This window comes from Pseudomonas nunensis (genome assembly GCF_024296925.1).
Classification (GTDB): Bacteria; Pseudomonadota; Gammaproteobacteria; order Pseudomonadales; family Pseudomonadaceae; genus Aquipseudomonas; species Aquipseudomonas nunensis.
In genome coordinates, this window is sequence record NZ_CP101125.1 from 520,787 (window position 1) to 546,147 (window position 25,361).

Annotated in this window: 19 protein-coding genes and 2 pseudogenes; 11 read left to right on the forward strand and 10 right to left on the reverse strand. The window is 60.3% G+C overall.

Annotation, left to right across the window (positions count from 1 at the left end; genetic code table 11):
- Positions 1-209 precede the first annotated feature (209 nt).
- On the forward strand, positions 210-1,073 hold the full coding sequence (locus NK667_RS02355) for a DNA-3-methyladenine glycosylase family protein (protein ID WP_054613737.1): 864 nt from the start codon (positions 210-212) through the stop codon (positions 1,071-1,073).
- A 130-nt stretch (positions 1,074-1,203) separates the two neighbouring features.
- On the opposite strand, the gene NK667_RS02360 is transcribed toward NK667_RS02355, so the two are convergent.
- The 10 genes and pseudogenes from NK667_RS02360 to gap form a co-directional block, all read right to left on the reverse strand.
- Positions 1,204-2,535 (reverse strand): CoA transferase, encoded by a 1,332-nt coding sequence (locus NK667_RS02360; RefSeq protein WP_054613738.1) that lies wholly within the window; start codon positions 2,533-2,535, stop codon positions 1,204-1,206.
- A gap of 193 nt (positions 2,536-2,728) precedes the next feature.
- Positions 2,729-3,253, reverse strand: a pseudogene (locus tag NK667_RS32715) (methyl-accepting chemotaxis protein); the annotation flags it as partial.
- 333 nt (positions 3,254-3,586) lie between these two features.
- Positions 3,587-4,867, reverse strand: a pseudogene (locus NK667_RS32720) (methyl-accepting chemotaxis protein); the annotation flags it as partial.
- Between the two features lie 266 nt (positions 4,868-5,133).
- The gene (locus NK667_RS02375) at positions 5,134-5,535 is read right to left on the reverse strand and encodes a YbaN family protein (RefSeq protein ID WP_054044951.1); all 402 of its coding nucleotides are present in this window, start codon (positions 5,533-5,535) and stop codon (positions 5,134-5,136) included.
- Between the two features lie 123 nt (positions 5,536-5,658).
- Positions 5,659-6,261 carry a biliverdin-producing heme oxygenase gene (locus tag NK667_RS02380; RefSeq protein WP_054613740.1) on the reverse strand — a complete coding sequence of 201 codons (603 nt, stop codon included), beginning with the start codon at positions 6,259-6,261 and terminating at the stop codon, positions 5,659-5,661.
- Between the two features lie 116 nt (positions 6,262-6,377).
- Positions 6,378-8,942, reverse strand: a complete 2,565-nt coding sequence (locus tag NK667_RS02385) for a TonB-dependent receptor (protein ID WP_054613741.1) — start codon at positions 8,940-8,942, stop codon at positions 6,378-6,380.
- Between the two features lie 122 nt (positions 8,943-9,064).
- A complete protein-coding gene (locus tag NK667_RS02390) occupies positions 9,065-10,015 on the reverse strand; it encodes a FecR family protein (protein WP_054613742.1) in 951 nt (316 codons plus the stop codon).
- Between the two features lie 124 nt (positions 10,016-10,139).
- Positions 10,140-10,658: an RNA polymerase sigma factor gene (locus NK667_RS02395; protein ID WP_054044943.1), complete on the reverse strand. Its 519-nt coding sequence runs from the start codon at positions 10,656-10,658 to the stop codon at positions 10,140-10,142.
- Between the two features lie 90 nt (positions 10,659-10,748).
- Positions 10,749-11,213 (reverse strand): methylglyoxal synthase, encoded by a 465-nt coding sequence (locus tag NK667_RS02400; protein WP_054613743.1) that lies wholly within the window; start codon positions 11,211-11,213, stop codon positions 10,749-10,751.
- Positions 11,214-11,243: 30 nt separating this feature from the next.
- Positions 11,244-12,245: a type I glyceraldehyde-3-phosphate dehydrogenase gene (gene gap / locus NK667_RS02405; protein WP_054044940.1), complete on the reverse strand. Its 1,002-nt coding sequence runs from the start codon at positions 12,243-12,245 to the stop codon at positions 11,244-11,246.
- 220 nt (positions 12,246-12,465) lie between these two features.
- Between gap and edd the strand changes: the two genes are divergently transcribed.
- From edd to NK667_RS02455, 10 genes are all read left to right on the forward strand, one after another.
- Positions 12,466-14,292 carry a phosphogluconate dehydratase gene (edd, locus tag NK667_RS02410; RefSeq protein ID WP_054613744.1) on the forward strand — a complete coding sequence of 609 codons (1,827 nt, stop codon included), beginning with the start codon at positions 12,466-12,468 and terminating at the stop codon, positions 14,290-14,292.
- Positions 14,289-15,239, forward strand: coding sequence for a glucokinase (locus NK667_RS02415; protein WP_054613745.1), 951 nt, complete (start codon positions 14,289-14,291; stop codon positions 15,237-15,239). The genes edd and NK667_RS02415 overlap by 4 nt, the downstream gene beginning before the upstream one ends.
- A gap of 178 nt (positions 15,240-15,417) precedes the next feature.
- Complete coding sequence (locus NK667_RS02420) at positions 15,418-16,149, forward strand: response regulator (protein ID WP_008155851.1); 732 nt, start codon at positions 15,418-15,420, stop codon at positions 16,147-16,149.
- Positions 16,139-17,608: an ATP-binding protein gene (locus NK667_RS02425; RefSeq protein ID WP_054613746.1), complete on the forward strand. Its 1,470-nt coding sequence runs from the start codon at positions 16,139-16,141 to the stop codon at positions 17,606-17,608. The genes NK667_RS02420 and NK667_RS02425 overlap by 11 nt, the downstream gene beginning before the upstream one ends.
- 215 nt (positions 17,609-17,823) lie before the next feature.
- Entirely contained in the window at positions 17,824-19,083 is a 1,260-nt protein-coding gene (locus NK667_RS02430) for a D-mannose isomerase (protein ID WP_054613747.1), read from the forward strand.
- 117 nt (positions 19,084-19,200) lie between these two features.
- Positions 19,201-20,502: an ABC transporter substrate-binding protein gene (locus tag NK667_RS02435; RefSeq protein WP_054613748.1), complete on the forward strand. Its 1,302-nt coding sequence runs from the start codon at positions 19,201-19,203 to the stop codon at positions 20,500-20,502.
- Positions 20,503-20,682: 180 nt separating this feature from the next.
- Complete coding sequence (locus NK667_RS02440; protein WP_046056150.1) at positions 20,683-21,591, forward strand: carbohydrate ABC transporter permease; 909 nt, start codon at positions 20,683-20,685, stop codon at positions 21,589-21,591.
- Positions 21,584-22,429 carry a carbohydrate ABC transporter permease gene (locus NK667_RS02445; protein WP_054613749.1) on the forward strand — a complete coding sequence of 282 codons (846 nt, stop codon included), beginning with the start codon at positions 21,584-21,586 and terminating at the stop codon, positions 22,427-22,429. The genes NK667_RS02440 and NK667_RS02445 overlap by 8 nt, the downstream gene beginning before the upstream one ends.
- 2 nt (positions 22,430-22,431) lie before the next feature.
- Complete coding sequence (locus NK667_RS02450; protein WP_054613750.1) at positions 22,432-23,592, forward strand: ABC transporter ATP-binding protein; 1,161 nt, start codon at positions 22,432-22,434, stop codon at positions 23,590-23,592.
- Between the two features lie 192 nt (positions 23,593-23,784).
- Positions 23,785-25,134 (forward strand): carbohydrate porin, encoded by a 1,350-nt coding sequence (locus NK667_RS02455; RefSeq protein ID WP_054613751.1) that lies wholly within the window; start codon positions 23,785-23,787, stop codon positions 25,132-25,134.
- Positions 25,135-25,361 lie beyond the last annotated feature (227 nt).

The following is a 25,361-nucleotide window of genomic DNA, read 5'->3' on the forward strand; positions in this document are numbered from 1 at the left end:
TGGAGCTTTTTAAACTAGTTCGTTTCTGTGCTTTAGCAAATATTGATGTCTGTTTTCAGTACAGAATTGATTTATCAGGATTGATAAAAAAATGGATATGCGCTGATTGCCATAGATTGATCGGCTATAAATAAAAGCTGTTATTGGGCGTAATTATTAAACGTTATTGCGCTTTATCTATTTAGTTAACGGTTAGAGGGGCGGTCGCAATGAGGTTGCTGCTGGCGTATCGGCCGCCTTATGACTGGGCGGCAATGCTGGGTTTTTGGTCGGCGCGAGCGATTGCCGGGATGGAGGCGGTGGTCGATGGCGTGTATTCGCGCAGCATCGGTTTACACGGTGTGCACGGTACGTTGTCGATCAAACCCGCGGGGATTGATGCGCTGGAACTGACGCTGGATTTTCCGGACCCGGCCGCCGTGCCCGAGATCGTGGCGCGGGTGCGGCGGATGTTTGATCTGGATGCCGACTTGCCGGCGATCCAGCAGCATTTGGCGGCAGATCCACTGATGGCGCGGTTGATCGCCGAGCGCCCTGGATTGCGCGTGCCGGGGGCGTGGGATGGGCTGGAACTGGCGATTCGCGCGGTGTTGGGGCAGCAGATTACGGTGAGTGCGGCGATTAAGCTGGCGGGGAAATTGGTGGAGCAGTATGGCGAGCCGTTGCGATCAGCGCTGCCGGGGCTGACTCATGTGTTTCCTGACGCGACGGTGTTGGCGGCGGCGGATCTGGCGACCTTGGGCATGCCGAAAAGCCGTGGGCGGACGTTGTCGGGCGTGGCGCAGGCGCTGCTGGAGGATCCGTTGTTGTTTGAACCGGGTCGGGACGGTGGCGTGGCGCGGTTGTTGGCGTTGCACGGGATTGGTGACTGGACGGCGCAGTACATTGCGTTGCGGCAGTTGCGGGAGAGGGATGCGTTTCCTTCGGGGGATGTGGGATTGATTAATGCGTTGGCGGCGCTGGAAGGTGGGGCGGTGACTGCGCGGGATTTGTTGTTGCGGGCTGAGGTGTGGCGGCCGTTTCGGGGGTATGCGGCGCAGCTTTTGTGGACATCGTTGAGTCGGGCTGATTGAGCTGATCCGGGAGGATGGGTGGCTGTTATGGCCCCTTCGCGAGCAAGCCCGCTCCCACAGTGGTTCGCATTCCTTCAGGAAAACTCGGTCCACTGTGGGAGCGGGCTTGCTCGCGAAAGCTATCTGGAAATCACCACCACTGCGCGCGGTGGGAACCCAGTTCCGAGGCCGGCAGTGTCCATTGCACCGGCGTCCCGGTGATCTTCAGCGGAACATGCAACCGATGCGCCGGCCCCCAAGGTGTCTGTTCAACCAACAGCCCTTGATCATTCTCATCTTCCGCCCGCAACGCTTCATCCGTCCCGGCGCCATGCTCGATCAACAACTTCGCCGTCCGCGCCAACGACAACCGTGCCGATCCTCCGCTACCCAATAACGTGATCGCCGCTGCCGCCATCAAATACCCGGTCGCGTGATCCAGCGCCTGCACCGGCAATGGCGTCGGCTTGTCGGCTTTCTTCCATTGTTGACCGGCCTCGGCGATTCCGCTGCTCATCTGCACCAGGCTGTCGAAACCCCGGCGGTTCTGCCACGGGCCGCTCCAGCCGTAGGCGTTGAGGCAGACGTCGATCAAACCGGGTGCCAATGCCTGACGTTCAGTCACGCCGTAACCCAAGCGTTCCAACGCATCGGCGCGGTAGCCGTGGAGCAGAATGTCGGCGTCCTTGAGCAGGCTTTCGAACACCGCGCGATCAGCCTTGTCGTGTAAATCCAGGCGCGCGCAACGTTTGCCGAGGGTGACTTCCGGCACGACGCCGGGCTCGTTCCAGGTCGGTGGATCGATGCGCAAGACGTCGGCGCCGAGGCCGGCGAGGAAGCGGCTGGCGGTGGGGCCGGCGAGCACACGGGTCAAGTCCAGCACCTTGATCCCGGCCAGCGGTCGCGCGACCGAGCCTTGCCATGCCTTGGTGTTTTGACTGGCATTGGCGGTGAATTGAATCAACGGCTCGGCGTTCACCGCGATGCCTTGAGGATGAGCCTGCCATTGCGCCCAAGTGCGCATTTCGGCGGCGCAACCACCGGCCTCGACCACGGCATGTTCCAGATCGGTCTTGGCCCATTTTGCCACCTGACTCGCCATCGCGGCGCGGTCGGCACAGGCGCCGAGCACGCTTTCAGCGGCAGTGCGGTGATGCGGGGCGTTGGTATGCAGGCGGATCCAGCCGTCCTTCGTCGCATAGTCGCCGGCGACCGGGTCCCACAGCGGCGGCACGCTCCAGCCGACAGGGCGGATTGAGGTGGCGAACCAGAACGAGGCTAAACGGCGATCGACTTCAAGGCTGGGCAAACGACCGGTTTGCCGCTGCAGCAATTGGCTGACGGCCTGACCGGCAGCGCCGATGCTCGCGCAGGCGAGGTCGGTGACGGCGAACGCCGAGGGCAGGGCGCCGCTCGACGTGAAGGGGATTGGGGTGTGCGGCAAGCCGAGTGCGGCTTGAATGGACGTGAGTAAATCAGTCATCGAAGGCCCTCCGGAACGAGGGTTCGATCATAGATCAAAACAGATGACAGGCCAGATGAAATCCCCTTGTGGGAATTACCCCCTGTGGGAGCGGGCTTGCTCGCGAAGGCGGTGTGTCATTCAACATTAACGTCGACTGACACGGCCTCTTCGCGAGCAAGCCCGCTCCCACAGGGGGAATTGCGGTGGATTGTTAAACGCGGAACTGATCCATCAATTTCATTTGGTGCGTGGCCAGTGCATTCAGCTGGCTGCTGATCTGCGCCGACTCTGTGGCTTGCCCAGTCAGGGTTTCGGTGACGGTGCGGATCGCCGAGACGTTGCGGTTGACCTCTTCGGCCACGGCGCTTTGCTGTTCGGCGGCGCTGGCGATTTGCAGGTTCATGTCGCTGATCACCGTGACCGCGTCGCTGATCTTGCCCAGGGCCTGGACCGCTTGCTGGATTTGCCCGGCGTTGCTGTGGGCCTGGGTCTGGCTCGAATGCATGGTCGCGACGACGCCGCGAGTGCCGGTCTGGATGCGTTCGATCACGACACGGATTTCTTCCACCGAGTCCTGGGTACGTTTGGCCAGGTTGCGCACTTCATCGGCCACCACCGCAAAGCCGCGACCACTTTCCCCGGCACGCGCCGCTTCGATCGCCGCGTTGAGCGCCAGCAGGTTGGTCTGTTCGGCGATGCTGCGGATCACTTCCAGCACCGAACCGATCTGCTCGCTGTTGACCGCCAGGGCTTCGACTTCAGTCACGGCTTTGCTGACTTCGTCTGCCAGCAAGTTAATGTCCCGGGTGCTGCGCTCGATGATCTGCATGCCATCGCGGGCCGACTGGTCGGCACCTTTGGCCGCGTTGGCGGCGTTCGACGCACTGTTGGCGACGTCATGCGCGGTGGCACTCATTTCGTTGGACGCGGTAGCGACCTGGTCAATTTCGCGGAACTGCACCTGCATGCCTTCGCTGGTCTGGCGGGCGATTTCCGAAGATTGGTCGGCGGTGCCACGGGCGTCGGTGATGCTTTGCTTGATCTGCGCGATGGTCGGTTGCAGCTTGTCGAGGAAACGGTTGAACCAGCTCACCAGTTCGCCGAGTTCGTCTTTCTTGTTGTAGTGCAGGCGCTGGGTCAGGTCGCCGTCGCCGCTGGCAATCGCCTTGAGCATTTCGGCCACGCTGTTGATCGGCCGGGTCACGCCGGAAGCGGTGAGCCAGATAAGTAACAGGCCAACCAGACCGGCCGCGATCGCCACCATCAGCGCCTTGATCGTGCCGCTTTGTTGCGCGTCATCGACGACCGCTTGCAGCTTCACCGAGTCGGCCAGCAGCACTTGTTTCGGCAGGTCGATCACCACGCCCCAGGCTTTCGAATCGGGGATCGGGCTGACCGGGAACACTGCGCGGATCAGGTCGCCCTGTTCGAGAATCTTCGGCGAGCCGTTGCCGAGCAGTTGCAGGACTTCCTTGCCGTCCGCACCGAGGGTTTCGCCGATGCCTTTACCGACCTTGCCGGCATCGACGCTGTAACCGGCGAGCACACCGCTGCCGGAGACAATCAGCATATGCCCGGCGCCGTTGAACAGATCACGCTGGGAGTCCACCGTCGCCGCCTGCAGCGCGTCGAGGGCGATGTCCACGCCGACTACGCCGATAGCCTTGCCGTCCACCAGTAGCGGGACGGAAATGGTGGTCATCAGCACTTCCTTGCCGCCCACGGTGTCGGAATACGGGTCGAGCAAGCAGGAGCGTTTGTTGTCGCGAGGGCAGGTGTACCAACTGTTGTAAGGCGTACCGCTGAGGCTCAGGGTGGTTTTGGTCATGTCGTCTTCGACCATGATCGTGTTCAGCCCGACCCCGCCCGCACGGCTCCAGTAACTGGCGAAGCGCCCGGCTTCATTGGACTGGCGGGCCGCGTCATTGGCGAACTCGCTGTCCTTGCCGTCGAGGCCATTGGGTTCGAACGCCAGCCAGATCCCCAGCACTTTGCTGTTGCGCTCGAATGCTGTTTTCAGGCTCTGGTTCAACTCTTCACGCAGGGCGCCGGCGTCCAGCGAACGCTTGGAGGCCATGTTGCGCATGTCCTTGATCTGATCGGCCAGGGCCGTGACCACCAAAAGGTTTTCACCGAAAGTTTTCTGCACCCGCACGGCTTGCTCGGCGGCTTTGGCTTGCAGCAGGTTTTGCACACTGGTGGTGAGCATATTGCTGCTGGAGGCGTTGACCAGTTCGTCGTTCTGGTTGGCTTGGTAGATGTTCATGCCGACGATCAAGGCGACGACGCCGAACAGGCACAGACCGGACAACAGGACGATTTTCAGGCGGATGGACAGAGAGTCGAACATAGGGCGAGCTCGCAAATGGATGAGGTGTTGGCCAAGAGACGGGAGTGGTCCCGCTCGCCAAGTCCATTCAGCGCCATTTAATGCACATCGGCGCGGGCCGAGCTTGCATTAGGGTCAAGCGGACGAGCGGTATCAGGTGATCGTTTGCGCAGGAGAATCCCCTGAAACGCGCTGGAATTCGGGAGATTTGCGGTGTGTCAGAGAGTGTTGGGGCTGCTTCGCAGCCCAGCGGGAGCAAGCTCCCTCGCCACAGGGGAACCGGGGAATTAGGAAGGTTGTGGTGCGGATTCAGGTCGCGACCAGATCCACAGATTGCCCAGGCTCATGCCGGCAATCGCCAGGTAAATCGGCCAGCCGTGATCGAGCATCACCAGCATCAAGCCGGCGCACAGCAACATGCTGACGGTGGCGCTGACCTTGGCCCGACGGGCGATGATTTTGCCGTTACGCCAGTTGCACAGGATCGGCCCGAACAACCGATGGTTTTCCAGCCAGGCACTCAGGCGCGGCGAACTCTTGGTCGCAGCCCAGGCAGCGAGGAGGATGAACTCGGTGGTCGGCAGGCCAGGTACGACAATCGCAATCAAGCCGATGCCCAGGCTGACGTAGGCCAGCAGGCCGAAGAGGATTCGGGCGAGTTTGGAGGAGGCGAGGTGTTTGCGGGTCATATGGTCGACAGTTATACCCTGTGGGAGCGGGCTTGCTCGCGAATGCGTCGGATCAGTCGACAACAATGTTGCCTGACACACCGCTTTCGCGAGCAAGCCCGCTCCCACAGGGAAGGTGTGGTGTCAGGCTAGCTCTGGGGTGTAGGCCTGTTCCAGCAGTACGGTGAAGCGGTTGAACGCATCGACCGCTGCTTGCTCGATTTCGGCTTCTTCCTGAGCGCTGAACTCCAGCGAGTCGAGGGTTCTGACGAAACTCTTCCAGCCTTCAGCGCGACCACCGGCCGGTTCACCGAGGTGACGGGCACCGAAGGTTTCGCTCAAGCCCAGGCCCACGGCACGCTTGATCAAAAACGCAGCACCCAACTTCGAACCCTCGGAAACAAACAACCAGCCCAAGGCTGCGGCTTTGGTTGGATTCTGCACGGCGCCAGCCACCGGTGCCGGAACCTCGGTGTCCAGATCCGCCAGGTCAGCCTTGGCCGCTTCGGCCCGGCAGCGCGCCGGCAGGTCCGGGACGATAGCGGTCAGTTCGGCGTCGTTGTACAGCGCTACCAATTCCGACTGGAACAAATACTGCGCGACCACGAAACGGGCGAAGTTGGCCTGGGTTTCGAACGGTGCGTGGGCTTTGACCAGCGCATCCAGCTTGGTGTGTGGCTCGTTGGTGATCTGGTTCAAACGTTGCGAACGCAGGGCGGCGCGTTGAGCAGTGTCCGTGGAGGTCATGGGAAATCCTTGTGAAAAAAAAGGCGCTTGGTAACGAGACGAACAAGAAGACGCCCGAGCGTAAAAAAACCTCACTGCAACGCATTAACCAATGTGTCGCAGTGAGGTGTTCAAGGTCAGATGTCCCAGACCAGATTGACCGCGAAGTTGCGACCCGGCTGGGTCAGGCGATCAAGGTTGGCCGGTTGGGTCACCGAGGCTTCGCCGACGCTGTCGTAACCGCGTACGTCATCCCACTGCCAGTATTTCTTGTCGGTCAGGTTGTACAGGCCGGCGTTGATGGTCACGTCGTCGGTGACCTTGTAGAAACCGGCCAGGTCGAGCACGCCATAACCCGGGGTCTTGAACTGGGTGCTGGTGCCGTCCGGAGTCTTGAAGCTGGTGCTGTCGACGCGGTCCTTGCGCTTGACCAGAGTCCAGCTCAACAGCGCGCCGTAGTTATCCTGGTCGTAACCGAGGCCGAACACGCCGGTCAGCGGGTTGATGCTGTTCAGCGGCTGGCCAGTGTCATCGTTACGGCCATACAGGTACGACATCGAGCTTTGGGTGTAGAGGCCGGTCGGTGCACCGAAGGTGTCGAGGTTCAGGCGACCTTTGAGCTCCACGCCCTTGATGGTGGCGTGTTTGATGTTGTTGCTCTGGAACGTGGTCTCGGTGTAACCCGGAGTGATCGCATTCTCGTCGATGAAGTCGCGGTACTTGTTGTAGAACACCGCCACATCGAACGTGCCCGCCTCAAACTGGCCGCGCAGGCCGGTTTCATAGCTTTTGCTCTTTTCCGGTTCCAGGTCCGGATTCGGTGCGACCTGATAACCACCGGCAAGGTTTTCGAAGCGACCGTACAAGGCTTTGGCGGTCGGCGTGCGGAAGCCTTCAGCGTACTGGCCGTACCAGGTGTAGTTGTCGTTGAAGCTGTAAGTGGTGCCGAACTTCGGCGACAGACGATGCCAGGTCTTGGTCTTGTCGCTGACCACGCCGTTGCCGCTCTGGTCGGCGGTGGCCAGGAACTCATCGGTGATGTGTGGCTTGAGCTGGGTGTAGTCGTAGCGCGCGCCCGGCAGGAAGGTCCAGTTGCCCCAACTGATCTGATCCTGGGCAAACAGGCTGTAGCTATTGATGGTCGGGTCCGGGAAGTCGCTGGCCGGTTTCAAGGTATCGGCGGCGCTTGGTGCACCAATGACGCGGCAGGCGCCGGCCACGGTCAGACAGGTGCCGGTGCCGGTACGCAGGCCGGTGACTTTGTCCTGTTTGATGGTGGTGCCGTAGGTGACGGTGTGATCGGTGTCAGCAATCGCGAAGGACTTGTCGGCCTGGGCATCGAACACCCATTGGCGATCCTTGTAGTTGGTATTGCGTTCGCGCAGCACGGTACGCGACGGTGCGTAGATTTCCTCGGTGCTCTGGTCGGTCTTGGCGATCTGATAGTTCAGCGACCACTTAATGTTGTCGGCCAATGCGCTGTCGAGGCCGAAGCTGTGTTCCAGGCCAAAACGTTCGCGGCTCACGGTGTCGTTGCCGGTGCGGGACTTGTAGAAACCGAACCCGCGTCCAGCGTTGAACGGACCACCCACGGCGCTCAATTGATTGGTGTCGCGGTCGTCTTTGTATTTTTCGTAGGTCAGGCCCAGGCGTGCGTCGTCGGCGTAGTTCCAGCCGAGTTTGGCCAGCACGTTGGTGGTGCGCACGTCTTCGGGGTTGGCCTCGGTGCGGTTCAGACCGGTGCCGCCGGTTTCGCCGTAGGATTCGGTTTCATGGCCATTGCGTTGGCTCAAATGCAGCAAGCCGTCGAAATCTCCAGTGCGGCCAGCGACGGTGCCGGACGTCAGCCAGCTATCGTCCGCCGAGCTGTAACCAGTCTTCAGGCGCGCGCCGACGTCTTTGCCGGGCTTGATGATGTCGTCCGGGTCGAGGGTGTAATAGCTGACCGCGCCGCCGATTGCATTGCTGCCGTACAGAACCGACGCCGGGCCGCGAAGAATCTCGACGCGTTTAACGATTTCCGGGTCGACGTAATTGCGGTTGGTCTGGGCGTAAGGGCCGTTGAAGAAACTGTCCGGCACTTGCACGCCGTCGACTTGAGTCAGCACGCGGTCGCCGTCGATGCCGCGGATGTTGTAACCAGTCAGCCCGGCGCGCTGGCCGGCACCGCCTACCGAAACACCTGGCTCGTAGCGCACCAGATCCTTGATGTTGTTGACGTTGTTACGGTCCAGCTCTTCGCGGGTCTGCACGGTGACCGTGGCCGGCACGCTGTCGATGCTCTGTTCCTGGCGGGTGGCGCTGATCGTCACTTGTTGCAGGTTGAGGGCGCCGCTGCTGCTGCGTTTCTCCAGCACGATGTTGTTATTGCCCAGTTTGCGATAACCCAGGTTGGTCCCCACCAACAGGCGATCCAGGGCTTTTTCCGGTGGCAGCGAACCACGCACACCCGGCGAGGCAACGCCTTCTGCCAGTTCGGCGGGCAAGCCGACTTGCCAGCCAGTCACGGCGGTAAAGGCATTGAGGGCCGAGACCAGCGACTGCTGCGGGATGGCGAACGAATAATCGCCCATGTTGCGGCTTGGCTGCTCGGCGGCAGTGGCGGCCATCAGCGGCGCGGCACCGGCCATCAGGATGGCGGCGGTCAGCAGCGACAACACGCGGGAAGGTGAAGAGGACTGGCGGGTATGGCGAGAGGACATCGATAGCGCTCCGTGTCGCACGAATCTTTATAGGTGCAGATTGGCATCGTTAGATGCGAATCAATTGCATTGGCTATAACGAGACGAACGAGCTTCAGCTATCGAGTAAAAATAATTCTCATTTAGTTCAAGATCACCAACGCGGGGAATTCTTGAAGCCGTGCAGAGGTGATGTGGGCGAGGGAGCGGACCACGTCCAGCGGCTGGTCGAGGCGGTAATTGCCGGTGACGGCGACGTCGGCCAACTGCTCGTTGTTGTTGATGATCCAGCCCGGATAGTAGCGACGCAGCTCCGCCAGTACTTGGCTCAGCGGGCAATTCTCGAACACCAGTCGGCCCTGGACCCAGGCCAGGTCGGTGGCGGCATCGAGCTTGGCCGGGCGGTCGAAACCGTTGGGGCCGATGCGGATGCTTTCGCCGGCCGAGAGTCGCACTCGCGCGTCGTCACGGGTCGCACGCAAATCCACATCGCCACGCTGCACCCGGACTTGCGCCACGCCGTCGAGGTAACGCACGGCAAACGCGGTGTCGTGCACGCTGGCCTTGACCGGTCCGGCATCGATTTCCAGCGCCTGGCCACGGTTGGCCGGCACCTCGAAAAACGCCTCGCCCTGATACAACCGGGCCACGCGCTGTTGATCGTTGATGGTGCTGGAAAACGCCGAGTTGGTATTGAGCAGGACTTTCGAGCCGTCCTCCAGTTGCAGGCGCTGGCGCTCGCCGACCACAGTCAGGTGATCGGCCTGCAGGCGCATCGGCAGATTGCTGAAACTGAACAAACCGAGAATCAACACCGCCGCCGTGGCCAAGGGTTTCCAGTGCGGACGCAGGCGCGACAGCACGCTGACTTTCGCCGGTTGAGCGGCGAGGCTTTGCGCGCACTGCGTGACCAGCGGACCGTCCCAGATCGCCTGGGCCTTGGCGAAAGCTTCGGCGTGCAGGGGATCGGCAGCGAGCCAGTCGTGAAACTGTCGGGTCTGTTCTTCGCTCGGACTGCCGAGCACGATCAGCCAGTCCAAAGCCTGGTCCATCGCGCTGGCGGGGTCTCCAGCGGAGCGGTGGGTGTCCGTCACGGTGTTTCCTCGGCTGTGTCTGTGCACGGCTGTTTTTTGAGTGAAGCTTGAAAGTGGGGCAAGGGTAGCAAAGCCCGACGGCCTGCGCAGTCGATCGCGGCAGGTAGCGAATAAACCTGCAGACTCAGTCGCCGTTCAAGCGTTCTGCGACGCCGATGCAGATCGCCATGATCAATTTCAATTCCTTTTGTACCGTGCTCAACGACACGCCAAGCTTCTCGGAAATCTCCAGATAACTGTGCCCGTGCAGGCGACTGAGGATAAAGATCTGCTGCTGGCGTTGGCTGAGTTCACTGAGGCTCACGTTCAAACGCTCCAGCAATTGTTCGGCATGGGCGGCGTCCTCGGCGCTGCTGGCGGGGGCGGCGATGCTTTCGACCACCTCCAGCGGGACGTCATCGAGCATGGTGCGCGACTGGATTCGCCGCGCACGCAAATGGTCCAGCGCCAGGTTGCGGGCGGTCTGGAACACGAAGGGTTCGAGGTGATCGATGGCCCGTTCACTGAGCGCACGGGTCACGCGCAGGTAGGTTTCCTGCAGCAGATCTTCGGCGGTGCTGTGATTGTTGACCATCCGCTCCAACGTGCGCAGCAAGGAGACCCGCTGGGCGATGAAGACGTGATTGAAGCGCGATTGACTCACGGGAGGACCTGATCCATTTCGAGCGAATGATAATGCTTATCATCCGCTCGAATGGTCAAGTGCTGATTTGTGAAGCTGATTTGCGAAGTGCTAGGCGCGACCCAGCAGATAAGTCGCGTAATCCGGAATCCGGTGCTCGTGGGCCTGATCCATCATCGGGCTGCTGAGCAAGTAATCGGCGCTGCATTCGTTGCAGGCCACCGGAATGTTCCAGACCGCCGCGACCCGCAGCAACGCCTTGATGTCCGGGTCGTGGGGTTGCGGTTCGAACGGGTCCCAGAAGAACACCAGCATGTCGACCCGCTGCTCGGCGATACGCGCGCCGAGTTGCTGGTCGCCGCCCAACGGGCCACTGATCATGCTTTCCACCGGCAGGTCGAGGCGTTGTTGCAACAACAACCCCGTGGTGCCGGTGGCGACCAGTTCATGCTGCGCCAATTTTTCTTTCTGGCGCTCGGCCCAGTCCAGCAAAAACACTTTGCAATGGTCATGCGCGACCAAGGCGATACGCTTGCGCGCCGCCAGGGTCTTTTGCGTGAAGCTGATACCGATCATCGGTGTTGCTCCTGCTCCATCAATGCGCGATTACTCGGCGTTACACAGCGCCAGGCAGTTATCGAGCATGCGGTTGGAGAAGCCCCATTCGTTGTCGTACCAAGCCAGGACCTTGAGCAGCTTGCCGCTGGATTTGGTGTGGTTGGCGTCGAAAATCGACGACAGCGGGTTGTGATTGAAGTCACTGGAGACCAGCGGCAGGGTGTTGTAGCCGAGGATTTTCGAGTGCTGGGCGGCTTCTTTCAGCAGCGCATTCACTTCGTCGGCCGACGCTTCGCGCTTGAGCTGCACGGTCAGGTCCACCAGCGACACATTGATCACCGGGACACGCACCGCCATGCCCGTCAGTTTGCCCGCCAGTTCCGGCAATACCAGGCCGACCGCTTCAGCGGCGCCGGTCTTGCTCGGGATCATGTTCTGGGTGGCCGAACGGGCGCGGTACGGGTCGGTGTGGTAAACGTCGGTCAGGTTCTGGTCGTTGGTGTAGGCGTGGATCGTGGTCATCAGACCGCTTTCGATTCCCAGCTCGCGGTGCAGCACTTGGGCCACCGGGGCCAGGCAGTTGGTGGTGCACGAAGCGTTGGAAATAATCTGGTGCGACTGGCGCAGGATGTCGTGGTTCACGCCATAAACCACAGTCGCGTCGGCGCCTTTGGCCGGGGCCGAGATGATGACTTTGCGTGCGCCGGCCGTAATATGCGCGGCGGCTTTGGCACGGTCGGTGAACAGACCGGTGCATTCGAATACCACGTCAATCTTCTCGGCAGCCCACGGCAGTTCGGCAGGGTTGCGGATGGCGCTGACCGAAATACGGTCACCATTGACGGTCAGGCTTTCGTTATCGTGCTGGACATCGGCGTCGAATGTGCCGTGAACGGTGTCGTACTTCAGCAGATGAGCGTTGATCGAGCTGTCGCCCAGGTCATTAATGGCAACGATCTGCAAATCCTGGCGGTAGCCTTGGGTATACAGTGCGCGAAGGACATTGCGGCCAATACGGCCAAAACCATTGATTGCGATTCGAAGAGTCATTTAACTGGGCCGCCGTCGATTTGTTGTTGGAATTACAAGATTATTCGCATAAAAATAGAAAACAAGCCTTTTTAATGGCAATATTTTGTTCAATCTACAACGAGTGACCTGAATCAACTGGTCCGATCGATCAAGAAAGCCGCCCGTCACCCCATCGACAACGGCACTTGATCAGCATAGACAATCAGGTCGCCACATCCGTTAGCCTGGAGTTCTACACATGCATCCCCGCGTCCTTGAGGTCACCGAACGGCTTATCGCCCGTAGCCGAGCTACTCGTGAGGCTTACCTTGCGCTGATTCGCGGCGCTGCCAGCGACGGTCCGATGCGCGGCAAGCTGCAATGCGCCAACTTCGCACACGGCGTGGCGGGTTGCGGCACCGAAGACAAGAACAGTCTGCGGATGATGAACTCCGCGAACATCGCAATTGTTTCTTCGTATAACGACATGCTCTCGGCGCACCAGCCGTACGAAGTCTTTCCTGAACAGATCAAAAAAGCCCTGCGCGAAATCGGCTCGGTCGGCCAGTTCGCTGGCGGCACCCCGGCGATGTGCGATGGCGTGACCCAGGGTGAGCCCGGCATGGAACTGAGCCTGCCGAGCCGCGAAGTGATCGCGTTGTCCACCGCCGTGGCGCTGTCCCACAACATGTTCGATGGCGCGCTGATGCTCGGCATCTGCGACAAGATCGTCCCGGGCCTGATGATGGGCGCGCTGCGTTTCGGTCATCTGCCGATGATCTTTGTACCGGGCGGACCCATGGTCTCCGGCATTTCCAACAAGCAGAAAGCCGATGTGCGCCAGCGCTATGCCGAAGGCAAAGCCTCGCGCGAGGAGCTGCTGGAATCGGAAATGAATTCCTACCACAGCCCAGGTACCTGTACTTTTTACGGCACCGCCAACACCAACCAGCTACTGATGGAAGTCATGGGCCTGCACTTGCCGGGCTCTTCTTTCGTCAACCCGAACACGCCGTTGCGCGATGCCCTGACCCGCGAAGCGGCGCATCAAGTCACGCGCCTGACCAAGCAAAATGGCAACTTCATGCCGATCGGTGAAATCGTCGATGAGCGTTCGCTGGTCAACTCCATCGTGGCGCTGAACGCGACTGGCGGCTCGACCAACCACACCCTGCACATGCCGGCCATCGCGATGGCTGCCGGTATTCAATTGACCTGGCAAGACATGGCCGACCTCTCCGAAGTCGTGCCGACCCTGAGCCACGTCTACCCGAACGGCAAAGCCGACATCAACCACTTCCAGGCGGCGGGCGGCATGTCGTTCCTGATTCGCGAACTGCTGGAAGCGGGCTTGCTGCACGAAAACGTCAACACCGTGCTCGGCCATGGCCTGAGCCGCTACACCCAGGAACCGTTCCTCGATAACGGCGAACTGGTCTGGCGCGAAGGCGTGACCGACAGCCTCGACGAAACCATCCTGCGCCCGGTCGCGCGTGCGTTCTCGTCAGAAGGCGGCTTGCGCGTGATGGAAGGCAACCTCGGTCGTGGCGTCATGAAGGTTTCCGCTGTCGCTCTGGAAAACCAGATCGTCGAAGCACCGGCCATGGTGTTCCAGGATCAGCAGGACCTGGCCGATGCATTCAAGGCCGGTTTGCTGGAGAAGGATTTTGTCGCGGTGATGCGCTTCCAGGGCCCGCGTTCCAACGGGATGCCGGAACTGCACAAGATGACGCCGTTCCTCGGCGTGCTGCAGGATCGCGGCTTCAAAGTGGCACTGGTGACCGACGGGCGAATGTCCGGTGCTTCCGGGAAAATCCCGGCGGCGATTCACGTCAGCCCCGAAGCTTACGTCGGCGGCGCTCTTGCGCGAGTGCAAGAGGGCGATATCATCCGCGTCGATGGCGTCAAAGGCACCCTGGAGATTAAGGTGGACGCCGAAGAATTCGCAGCGCGCACGCCGGCCAAGGGTTTGTTGGGTAACAACATCGGCAGCGGGCGCGAACTGTTTGGTTTCATGCGCATGGCTTTCAGCTCCGCAGAGCAGGGCGCCAGCGCCTTTACTTCTGCCCTGGAGACGCTTAATTGAAACTGGCTTTGGTCGGTGACATCGGTGGGACCAACGCACGTTTCGCGTTGTGGAAAAACCAGCAACTGGAGTCGATCCAGGTATTGCCGACGGCAGAACACACCAGCCCGGAGGAGGCCATTGGTGTCTACCTGAGCGGGTTGGGGCTCAAGCCAGGCGACATTGGTTCGGTGTGCCTGTCGGTCGCCGGCCCGGTGAGCGGCGATGAATTCAAGTTCACCAACAATCACTGGCGCCTGAGCCGCAAGGCGTTCTGCCAGACCTTGCAGGTGGATCAACTGCTGCTGGTCAACGACTTCTCGGCCATGGCCCTGGGCATGACCCGTTTGCAGCCGGGTGAATTCCGCGTGGTCTGCGAAGGCACGCCGGAACCATTGCGCCCGGCGGTGGTGATTGGTCCCGGCACCGGTTTGGGTGTCGGCACGTTGCTTGATCTGGGTGAGGGCCGTTTTGCGGCGTTGCCAGGGGAGGGCGGTCACGTCGATTTGCCGTTGAGCAGCCCACGGGAAACCCAGTTGTGGCAACACATCTTCAACGAGATCGGGCATGTCAGCGCCGAGACTGCGTTGAGCGGTGGTGGCTTGCCGCGAGTCTATCGGGCGATTTGTGCGGTGGACGGGCATGAACCGGTACTCGAGACCCCGGAAGCGATTACTGCGGCCGGTCTGGCGGGCGATCCGATTGCCCTGGAAGTGCTGGAGCAGTTCTGCTGCTGGCTCGGCCGCGTGGCCGGCAATAACGTGCTGACCACCGGTGGGCGCGGTGGCGTGTTTATCGTGGGTGGAGTGATTCCACGGTTTGCCGATTTCTTCGTTGAAAGCGGTTTTGCCCGGTGCTTCGCCGACAAGGGTTGCATGAGCGATTATTTCAAAGGCATCCCGGTGTGGCTGGTGACGGCACCGTATTCCGGGCTGGTTGGCGCAGGTGTGGCGCTCGACCAGGCCTGAAACGCAATCCAACCTGTGGGAGCGGGCTTGCTCGCGAAGGCGTCGTGTCAGTGATATCAATGGCGCCTGACACACCGCTTTCGCGAGCAAGCCCGCTCCCACATGGGTTTTGCGGTGTTTGTTGGTTCCACGCTTAAGGCATAATCCGCCCAATTCAAACAACAAGGATGCCGCCCCTGTGAGCTCAGTCAACAAGTCGATTTTGTTGGTCGATGACGATCAAGAGATACGCGAGTTGCTGGACACCTACCTGACCCGCGCGGGTTTTCAGGTGCGCACGACGCCGGATGGCGCAGGCTTTCGCCAGGCGATGAACGAGGCGCCGAGCGATTTGGTGATCCTCGATGTGATGCTGCCGGACGAAGACGGTTTCAGCCTCTGCCGCTGGATCCGCCAACACCCGCGTCAGGCCCAGGTGCCGATTATCATGCTCACCGCCAGCTCCGACGAGGCCGACCGCGTGATTGGCCTGGAACTGGGCGCCGACGATTACCTCGGCAAACCCTTCAGCCCCCGCGAATTGCAGGCCCGCATCAAGGCCTTGTTGCGCCGTGCCCAGTTCGGTCAAGAACGTTCCGGCAGTGAAGTGCTGGCCTTCGATGACTGGCGCCTGGACATGGTCAGCCATCGGCTGTTCCACATTGATGGCGAAGAAGTGATTCTCTCCGGCGCCGATTTCGCGCTGCTGAAACTGTTCCTCGATCATCCTCAGGAAATCCTCGACCGCGACACCATCGGCAACGCCACCCGTGGCCGCGATCTGATGCCGCTGGATCGCATTGTCGACATGGCCGTCAGCCGTTTGCGCCAGCGCCTGCGCGACACTGAAAAACCTCCGCGACTGATCCGTACCGTGCGCGGCAGTGGTTATCAATTGGCCGCTAATGTGGTCGCCAGCAATGGCCACTGAGTTTCTTCGCCGGCTCATTGCCAAGGTGCCGGTGCCGCGCTCGCTACTTGGACGAATGCTGTTGCTGACGCTGTTGGTGGTGATGTTCGCCCAGGCGCTATCCAGCGTGATCTGGGTCTCGCAACTGCGCGCCACACAACTCGAAGGCCTGGTCACCAGCGCCCGCAGCCTGGCGCATTCGATGACCGCCAGCGTCAGTTATTTCCGCTCGTTGCCGGTGGCGTTCCGGCCATTGGTGCTCGATCAGTTGCGCAGCATGGGCGGCACGCGGTTTGTGGTGACCCTCAATGACAAACCGTTAGGCATGGAAGTGTTGCCGATCACCCCGCGCAAAGCGGCGGTGCTCAAAGCGGTGGACGAAGTGCTGCGCGAGTCCTTGGGTCACGACACTGATATCTCGGTGACCTTCGTCAGCCCCGAAGACCTGCGGATCTTCAACAGCGGTTTGAAACTCGATGAGTTGCCGCGTTCCTGGGCGCATTACGCGTTGACCCTGGAACCGGTCAATCCGCCGGTGCTGGTCACGCAAATCCAGATGGCGCCGGGGGAATGGCTGTACATCGCGTCCTTGTTGCCGGAGCCGTACACCAGTCTTGAAGAGCAAGGCCTGCCGGCGCAGCAAGTGTGGTTTATCGTGCTCACCAGCGGTTTCCTGCTGTTGTTTATTGGCTTGCTAGTGCACTGGCAAAGCCGTCCGCTCAAACGCCTGGCCCGGGCGGCGCGGGACATGTCTCTCGGCGCTGAAGTCGAACCAGTGCCCGAGGGCGGCGGCAGCGAAGTGGTCGAAGTGGGCCGCGCGTTCAACGCAATGCGCGAGCGAATCAGCCGTTATCTGACCGAACGCAGCCAGTTGTTCAGCGCCATCTCCCACGACTTGCGCACGCCGATCACCCGCTTGCGCCTGCGCGTCGAATTGCTTGAAGACGAAAAACTGCAAGCCAAGTTCGGCCGTGATCTGGATGAGCTGGAGCTGCTGGTCAAAGGCGCGCTGCAATGCGTGAAAGACACCGACATCCACGAAAACATCGAACCGGTGGACCTCAACCATGTGCTTGATTGCCTGGTGGAGCCGTACTTGGCGCCCAATGGTAATGGTCGCGTGACCCAACAGGGTCGGGCGTTTGCGGCGTATCCGGGCAAACCCCTGGCGCTCAAACGCTGCATCGGCAACTTGATCGACAACGCCTTGAAGTACGGACAAAACGCCCATCTGCACATCGATGACGACCAGAGCGCGTTCATCCTGCACGTGGACGATGAAGGCCCGGGCGTGCCGGAGCAGCGGATGGAGCAAGTGTTCGAACCGCACTTCCGCCTGGCCGGGCAGCAGCAGGGTTATGGGTTGGGCCTGGGCATCGCGCGCAACATTGCCCATAGCCATGGCGGTGAAGTGAGTCTGCAGAATTTGCGTGAGGGTGGGTTGCGGGTGACGTTGCAGCTTCCTCGGTCGCTTGATTAAAAACCGCGTTATCGTTCTTCGCGAGCAGGCTCGCTCCCACATTGGAAAGCGGTCACCTGTGGGAGCGAGCCTGCTCGCGAAGGCGTCAGACCTTTCAACACATCCTTCAAGTCTAATGTCACAACCCTGTGACAAACCCCGCCCCCTTCGTTACCTGCCTCACAGCACCCGTTGTTTAGACTGCCCCCAGTCATAACAACAAAAAAAGGTACCCCATGGACACCTTCCAACCGGCCTTCAGCAGTTGGCTGAACGCGCCCGCCCATCAGCAATGGCTCGCCGCCGAAGGCCTGCGCCTGCTGGCGTTCGCCAAGGCTTCGAAGCTTCCAGAAGGCTTCGGCAATCTCGATGAAAAGGGCCGCCTCCCGGCCAACGCCCGCGCCGAAACCATGAACACCGCGCGCATGACCCACAGCTTCGCCATGGCCCACATACAAGGCTTGCCGGGATTTGCCGAACTGGTGGATCACGGTGTCCAGGCCCTCAGCGGCCCATTGCGCGACGCCGAGCACGCTGGTTGGTTCGCCGTCGCTCAGCATCGCGATGACAACACCGGCAAAGCCGCCTACCTGCACGCGTTCGTCGCCCTCGCCGCGAGTTCCGCAGTGGCCGCTCAACGCCCCGGCGCACAGTCCTTGCTCGACGAAGCGATCCGCGTCATCGACACGCATTTCTGGAGCGAGGAGGAGGGCGCGATGCGCGAATCCTTCAATCGCGACTGGAGCGAGGAAGAGGCGTATCGCGGCGCCAACAGCAACATGCACGCCACCGAAGCTTTCCTCGCGCTGGCGGATGTCACCGGCGACAACCGCTGGCTGGTTCGCGCGCAACGCATCGTCGAGCGCGTTATCCATGGTCACGCTGCCGCCAACGATTACCTGGTGGTCGAGCATTTCGATCGCGACTGGCAGCCACTGCGCGAATACAACCACGACAATCCCGCCGACGGGTTCCGTCCTTATGGCACCACCCCAGGCCACGGTTTCGAATGGGCGCGGCTGTTGCTGCATCTTGAAGCCGCACGGGTGCAGGCCGGGATGCTCACGCCGGGCTGGCTGGCGACCGACGCGCAAAAACTCTTCGATCACAATTGCCGTCACGGCTGGAATGTCGACGGGCTGCCGGGAATTGTCTACACGCTGGACTGGAATAATCGCGCCGTGGTTCGCCATCGCCTGCACTGGACCCATTGCGAAGCCAGCGCTGCCGCCAGCGCGCTGCTGAAACGCACCGGCGATGAACAATACGAGACCTGGTACCGACTGTTCTGGGAATTCTGTGACAGTCATTTCATCGACCGCTGCGATGGCAGTTGGCACCATGAACTCGATCCGCAAAACCGCCCGAGCGCCGATATCTGGGGTGGCAAACCGGATCTGTATCACGCCTGGCAAGCCGTGCTGATCCCGCGCCTGCCACTGGCGCCGAGCATGGCGACTGCCTTGGGGCAGTTGTCCCAGAGCGCTCCTGTGTAACCATGTGGTGACATTCAAGCGTCCCTTCGTTACCTGCGAAGGGATAACTCCTGTTTAAAATCCCATGCAGCGCAAGCACCAGACTTGCATGCATAACAACAAGAAAGGTAATTCTAGATGAATGCGATTTCTCGCCTCGCTACTGTCATTTCTCTTGCCTCATTGCTTCCTATCTCTGCATTCCCTCTCAGTGCACTTGCCGCCGATTCCAAAGGTTCGGTAGAAGTCGTTCACTGGTGGACGTCCGGTGGCGAAAAAGCCGCCGTTGATGTGCTCAAAGCCCAAGTCGAAAAAGACGGTTTCACCTGGAAGGACGGCGCAGTGGCCGGTGGTGGCGGTGCGACCGCCATGACCGTACTGAAAAGCCGCGCCGTTGCCGGTAACCCGCCAGGGGTCGCGCAGATCAAAGGCCCGGACATCCAGGAATGGGCGTCAACCGGTCTGCTCGACACCGACGTCTTGAAAGAAGCCGCCAAGTCCGAGAAATGGGACAGCCTGCTCGACAAGAAAGTCTCCGATACCGTGAAGTACGAAGGCGACTACGTGGCCGTGCCGGTAAACATTCACCGCGTCAACTGGCTGTGGATCAACCCGGAAGTCTTCAAGAAAGCCGGGATCGAAAAAGCCCCGACTACCCTGCAGGAATTCTACGCAGCCGGCGACAAGCTGAAGGCAGCGGGCTTCATCGCCCTTGCCCACGGCGGCCAGCCTTGGCAGGACAGCACCGTGTTCGAAGCAGTAGTGCTTTCGGTCATGGGCGTCGACGGTTACAAGAAAGCCCTGGTTGACCTGGACAACGCTGCACTGACCGGTCCTGAGATGGTCAAGGCGCTGACCGAGCTGAAGAAAGTCGCGACCTACATGGACGTCGACGGCAAAGGCCAGGACTGGAACCTGGAAGCGGCCAAGGTCATCAACGGCAAGGCCGGCATGCAGATCATGGGTGACTGGGCCAAGAGCGAATGGACCGCAGCCAAGAAAGTCGCGGGCAAGGACTACGAGTGCGTAGCGTTCCCGGGCACCGACAAGGCCTTCACCTACAACATCGACTCCCTGGCGGTGTTCAAGCAGAAAGACAAAGGCACGGCTGCTGCTCAGCAGGACATTGCCAAGGTCGTTCTGGGTGAGAACTTCCAGAAAGTCTTCAGCATCAACAAAGGCTCGATTCCGGTTCGAATCGACATGCTGAACGACATGGGCAAGTACGGTTTCGACTCCTGCGCCCAGACCGCGGCCAAGGACTTCCTGGCGGACGCCAAGTCCGGCGGCTTGCAGCCGAGCATGGCGCACAACATGGCGACCACGCTGGCGGTACAAGGCGCGTTCTTTGATGTGGTGACCAACTTCATCAACGATCCGAAAGCCGACCCGGCCACTGCGGCCAAACAACTCGGTACTGCGATCAAAGCGGCCAAGTAACTGTTAAAGCCGTAATCCCTTTAGGGGCGGCTTTGTGGGAGCCGGGCTTGCCCGCGATGCAGACACCTCGGTTTATCTGATGTACCGAGGTGATGCCTTCGCAGGCAAGCCAGCTCCCACAGAAGCCCGCTCCCACACGGGATGTCACTGTAATTTTTATTCTACGTACGGGATCTTCCCATGAGTTCTGTTGCTGTGTTCAGCAAGGCCTCGCCGTTCGATGCACTGCAGCGCTGGCTCCCCAAACTGGTGCTGGCGCCCAGCATGTTCATCGTCCTGGTGGGCTTCTATGGCTATATCCTGTGGACGTTTGTCCTGTCGTTCACCACATCGACTTTCCTGCCAACCTATAAGTGGGCGGGCCTGGCGCAATACGAGCGGTTGTTCGACAACGACCGTTGGTGGGTAGCGAGCAAGAACCTGGCGGTGTTCGGCGGCATGTTCATCGGCATCACCCTGGTGATCGGTGTGCTGCTGGCAGTGTTCCTCGACCAGCGCATTCGTCGCGAAGGCTTCATCCGCACCATTTACCTGTACCCGATGGCGCTCTCGATGATCGTGACCGGTACCGCGTGGAAATGGCTGCTCAACCCGGGCATGGGCCTGGACAAATTGTTGCGGGACTGGGGCTGGGAAGGCTTTCGCCTGGACTGGCTGATTGACCCGGATCGCGTGGTGTATTGCCTGGTGATCGCCGCTGTCTGGCAAGCCTCGGGCTTTATTATGGCGATGTTCCTCGCCGGCCTGCGTGGCGTAGATCAGTCGATCATCCGTGCCGCCCAGATCGACGGCGCGAGCATGCCGCGCATCTACCTCAAAGTGGTGTTGCCGAGCCTGCGTCCGGTGTTCTTCAGCGCCGTGATGATCCTCGCTCACATTGCGATCAAGAGTTTCGACCTGGTCGCGGCAATGACGGCCGGTGGCCCGGGTTATTCCTCCGACCTGCCTGCGATGTTCATGTATTCCTTCACCTTCAGTCGCGGCCAGATGGGCATGGGCTCGGCCAGTGCGATTCTGATGCTCGGTGCGATTCTCGCAATCATCGTGCCTTACCTGTACTCCGAGCTGAGGACCAAGCGTCATGACTAGTTTCGCTGCCAAACCGGCCATCAGCCTGAGTCGCATCGCCATCTACGGTGTGCTGATCCTCGCTGTATTCCTCTACCTGATTCCGCTGGTGGTCATGCTGTTGACCAGCTTCAAGACCCCGGAAGACATCAACTCCGGCAACCTGCTGAGCTGGCCGACCGTGGTCAGCGGCATTGGCTGGGTCAAGGCCTGGGGCACGGTTGACGGGTACTTCTGGAACTCGATCAAGATCACCGTTCCGGCGGTGCTGATCTCCACCGCCATCGGTGCGTTGAACGGCTACGTGCTGTCGATGTGGCGCTTCCGTGGCTCGCAGTTGTTCTTCGGTTTGCTGCTGTTCGGTTGCTTCCTGCCGTTCCAGACCGTGCTGCTGCCAGCCTCGTTCACCCTCGGCAAGATGGGCCTGGCCAGCACCACCACCGGCCTGGTGTTCGTGCACGTGGTCTACGGCCTGGCGTTCACCACACTGTTTTTCCGTAACTACTACGTCAGCGTTCCCGATGCGCTGGTGAAAGCCGCGCGGCTCGATGGCGCGGGTTTCTTCACCATCTTCCGGCTGATCATCCTGCCGATGTCCACCCCGATCATCATGGTCTGCCTGATCTGGCAGTTCACTCAGATCTGGAACGACTTCCTGTTCGGTGTGGTGTTCTCCAGCGGTGATTCGCAACCGATAACCGTGGCGCTGAACAACTTGGTCAACACCAGTACCGGGGCCAAGGAATACAACGTTGATATGGCGGCGGCGATGATCGCCGGGCTGCCGACCCTGCTGGTCTATGTGGTCGCAGGCAAGTATTTCGTGCGCGGGCTGACGGCCGGCGCAGTCAAGGGGTAATCATGGCTACGCTCGAACTTCGTAATGTAAACAAGACCTATGGTCCCGGTCTGCCGGACACCCTGAAGAACATCGAACTGTCGATCAAGGACGGTGAGTTCCTGATCCTGGTCGGACCTTCGGGTTGCGGTAAATCGACCCTGATGAACTGCATCGCCGGCCTGGAAACCATCACCGGCGGCGCGATCATGATCGGTGATCAGGACGTCAGCGGCATGAGCCCGAAAGACCGTGACATCGCCATGGTGTTCCAGTCCTACGCGCTGTACCCGACCATGAGCGTGCGCGAGAACATCGCCTTCGGCTTGAAGATCCGCAAAATGCCCGCCGCCGACATCGAAGCGGAAGTCGCGCGGGTGGCCAAGCTGCTGCAGATCGAACATTTGCTCAATCGCAAACCCGGCCAGCTCTCCGGTGGTCAGCAACAGCGTGTGGCCATGGGCCGTGCCCTGGCGCGGCGGCCGAAGATTTACCTGTTCGACGAACCGCTGTCCAACCTCGACGCCAAACTGCGGGTCGAGATGCGCACCGAAATGAAACTGATGCACCAGCGCCTGAAAACCACCACGGTCTACGTGACCCACGACCAGATCGAAGCGATGACTCTGGGCGACAAAGTGGCGGTGATGAAGGACGGGATCATCCAGCAGTTCGGCACGCCGAAAGACATCTACAACAACCCGGCCAACCTGTTCGTGGCGAGCTTCATCGGTTCGCCGCCGATGAACTTCATCCCGCTGCGCTTGCAGCGCAAGGACGGTCGTCTGGTGGCGCTGCTCGACAGCGGCCAGGCGCGTTGCGAACTGCCGATGGGCATGCAGGACGCCGGTCTGGAAGATCGCGAAGTGATCCTGGGCCTGCGCCCGGAACAGATCGTGCTGGCGAACGGCGAGCCGAATGGTTTGCCGACCATCCGCGCCGAAGTCCAGGTCACCGAGCCGACCGGTCCCGACACCCTGGTGTTCGTCAACCTGAATGAAACCAAGGTCTGCTGCCGTCTGGCGCCGGACGTTGCACCGGGCGTGGGCGAAACCCTGACCCTGCAATTCGATCCGTCGAAAGTGCTGCTGTTCGATGCCAAGACCGGGGAACGCCTGGGGGTTGCGGGTGTGCCAAAAGCCGAAACGCATAGCGCCAACGTCGCCCAGTTCAAGGGCCGCTGAGAATCAAATGTGGGAGCGGGCTTGCTCGCGAAAGCGGTGTGTCAGCCAGCATAGATGCTGGATATGCCGGCCTCTTCGCGAGCAAGCCCGCTCCCACAGGGGGAAATCCGCGACAGATGGGGACATCCGTCGCACGTGATGTAAACCGCGTTAGATAAAAACAGTTAATAACAATAAAACGAGGATGTAGGGATGAAGAAGAAGAACAACGCTCAGCTTATCTGCCAATTGTCAGCTGTTGCGGCGGCGATGACCCTGGTCGGTAGCGTTCACGCGGCTGACGCGTTCAGCGCCGATTCTCAGTGGATGACCGGTGATTGGGGTGGCGAGCGGACCAAGCTGATCGAGCAGGGTATCGACATCAAGATGGACTATGTCGGTGAAGTAGGCGGCAACCTCCACGGTGGCTACAACGACGACAAGACTGCACGTTACGCCGACCAGTTCGGCCTGGGCGTGGCATTGGACCTGCAAAAACTGCTGGGCTGGGATAACACCCAGGCCAAGGTCCAGTTCACCAACCGTAACGGTCAGAACATTTCCAATGATCGCGTGGGCGATCCGCGTGCCGGCACGTTGAGTTCTTCGCAAGAAGTCTACGGTCGTGGCCACATGGTTCGTTTGACCCAGTTGTGGATCAAGCACCAGTTCCTCGACGGCAAACTGGACGTCAAGGCTGGTTACTTCGGCGAAGGCGAAGACTTCAACACCTTCCCGTGCGAATTCCAGAACCTGGCGTTCTGCGGTTCACAAGCGGGTAACTGGGCCACCGGTATCTGGTACAACTGGCCAGTCAGCCAGGCTGCACTGCGCGTGAAGTACAACATTTCGCCTGAGTTCTACGCGCAAATCGGTGCGTACAACCAGAACCCATCGCAACTGGAACACGGTAACGGCTTCAAGCTCAGCGGCAGCGGCACGGCGGGCACCGTCATTCCGGTCGAACTGGTCTGGCTGCCTAACCCGAACAACCTGCCGGGCGAATACCGTGTCGGTTACTACAAAAGCACCGCCAAGGCTGATGACGTTCTTAAAGACGACAACGGCAATGACGCGGCCACCAGCGGTAACGCCTACCGTAGCCACGACAGCAAACACGGCTATTGGTTTGTGGCACAGCAACAACTCACCACTCACAACGGTGACGCGTCCCGCGGTCTGAACGTTGCCGCCAACGCCACGTTCCACGACAAGGACACCAACTTCGTCGACAACTACCAGTCGCTGATGTTTGTGTACAAAGGCCCGTTCGATGCACGTCCAAAAGATGACATCGGTATTGGTGCCGCCCGCATCCATGTCAACGATGACGTGAAGAAAAACGCCGAGCTGATCAACGCTTCCAATGGTGTCAGCGACTACGAAGATCCACTGTTCGCGCCACTGCGCAGCACGGAATACAACTACGAAATCAACTACGGCTTCCACGTTACCAACTGGCTGACCGTGCGTCCTAACCTGCAATACATCACTCACCCGGGCGGTGTTGATGAAGTCGACAACGCTCTGGTCGCCGGTCTGAAAATTCAGTCGGTGTTCTAACGCTGTTGCGATAAGCTCCTCTCTATGTGCGCATATTTGCGGATGGCCAAGGCTATCCGCTTTTTTTTGTGTAGGGTCTATGAGGGACCTGTGGCGAGGGGGCTTGCTGTGGCGAGGGGGCTTGCCCCCGTTGGAGTGCGAAGCGCTCCCCTACATTCCTTCCGTCATACCGCACTCGCAGGTTTTACGACTGCTTCGCAGCCGAACGGGGGCAAGCCCCCTCGCCA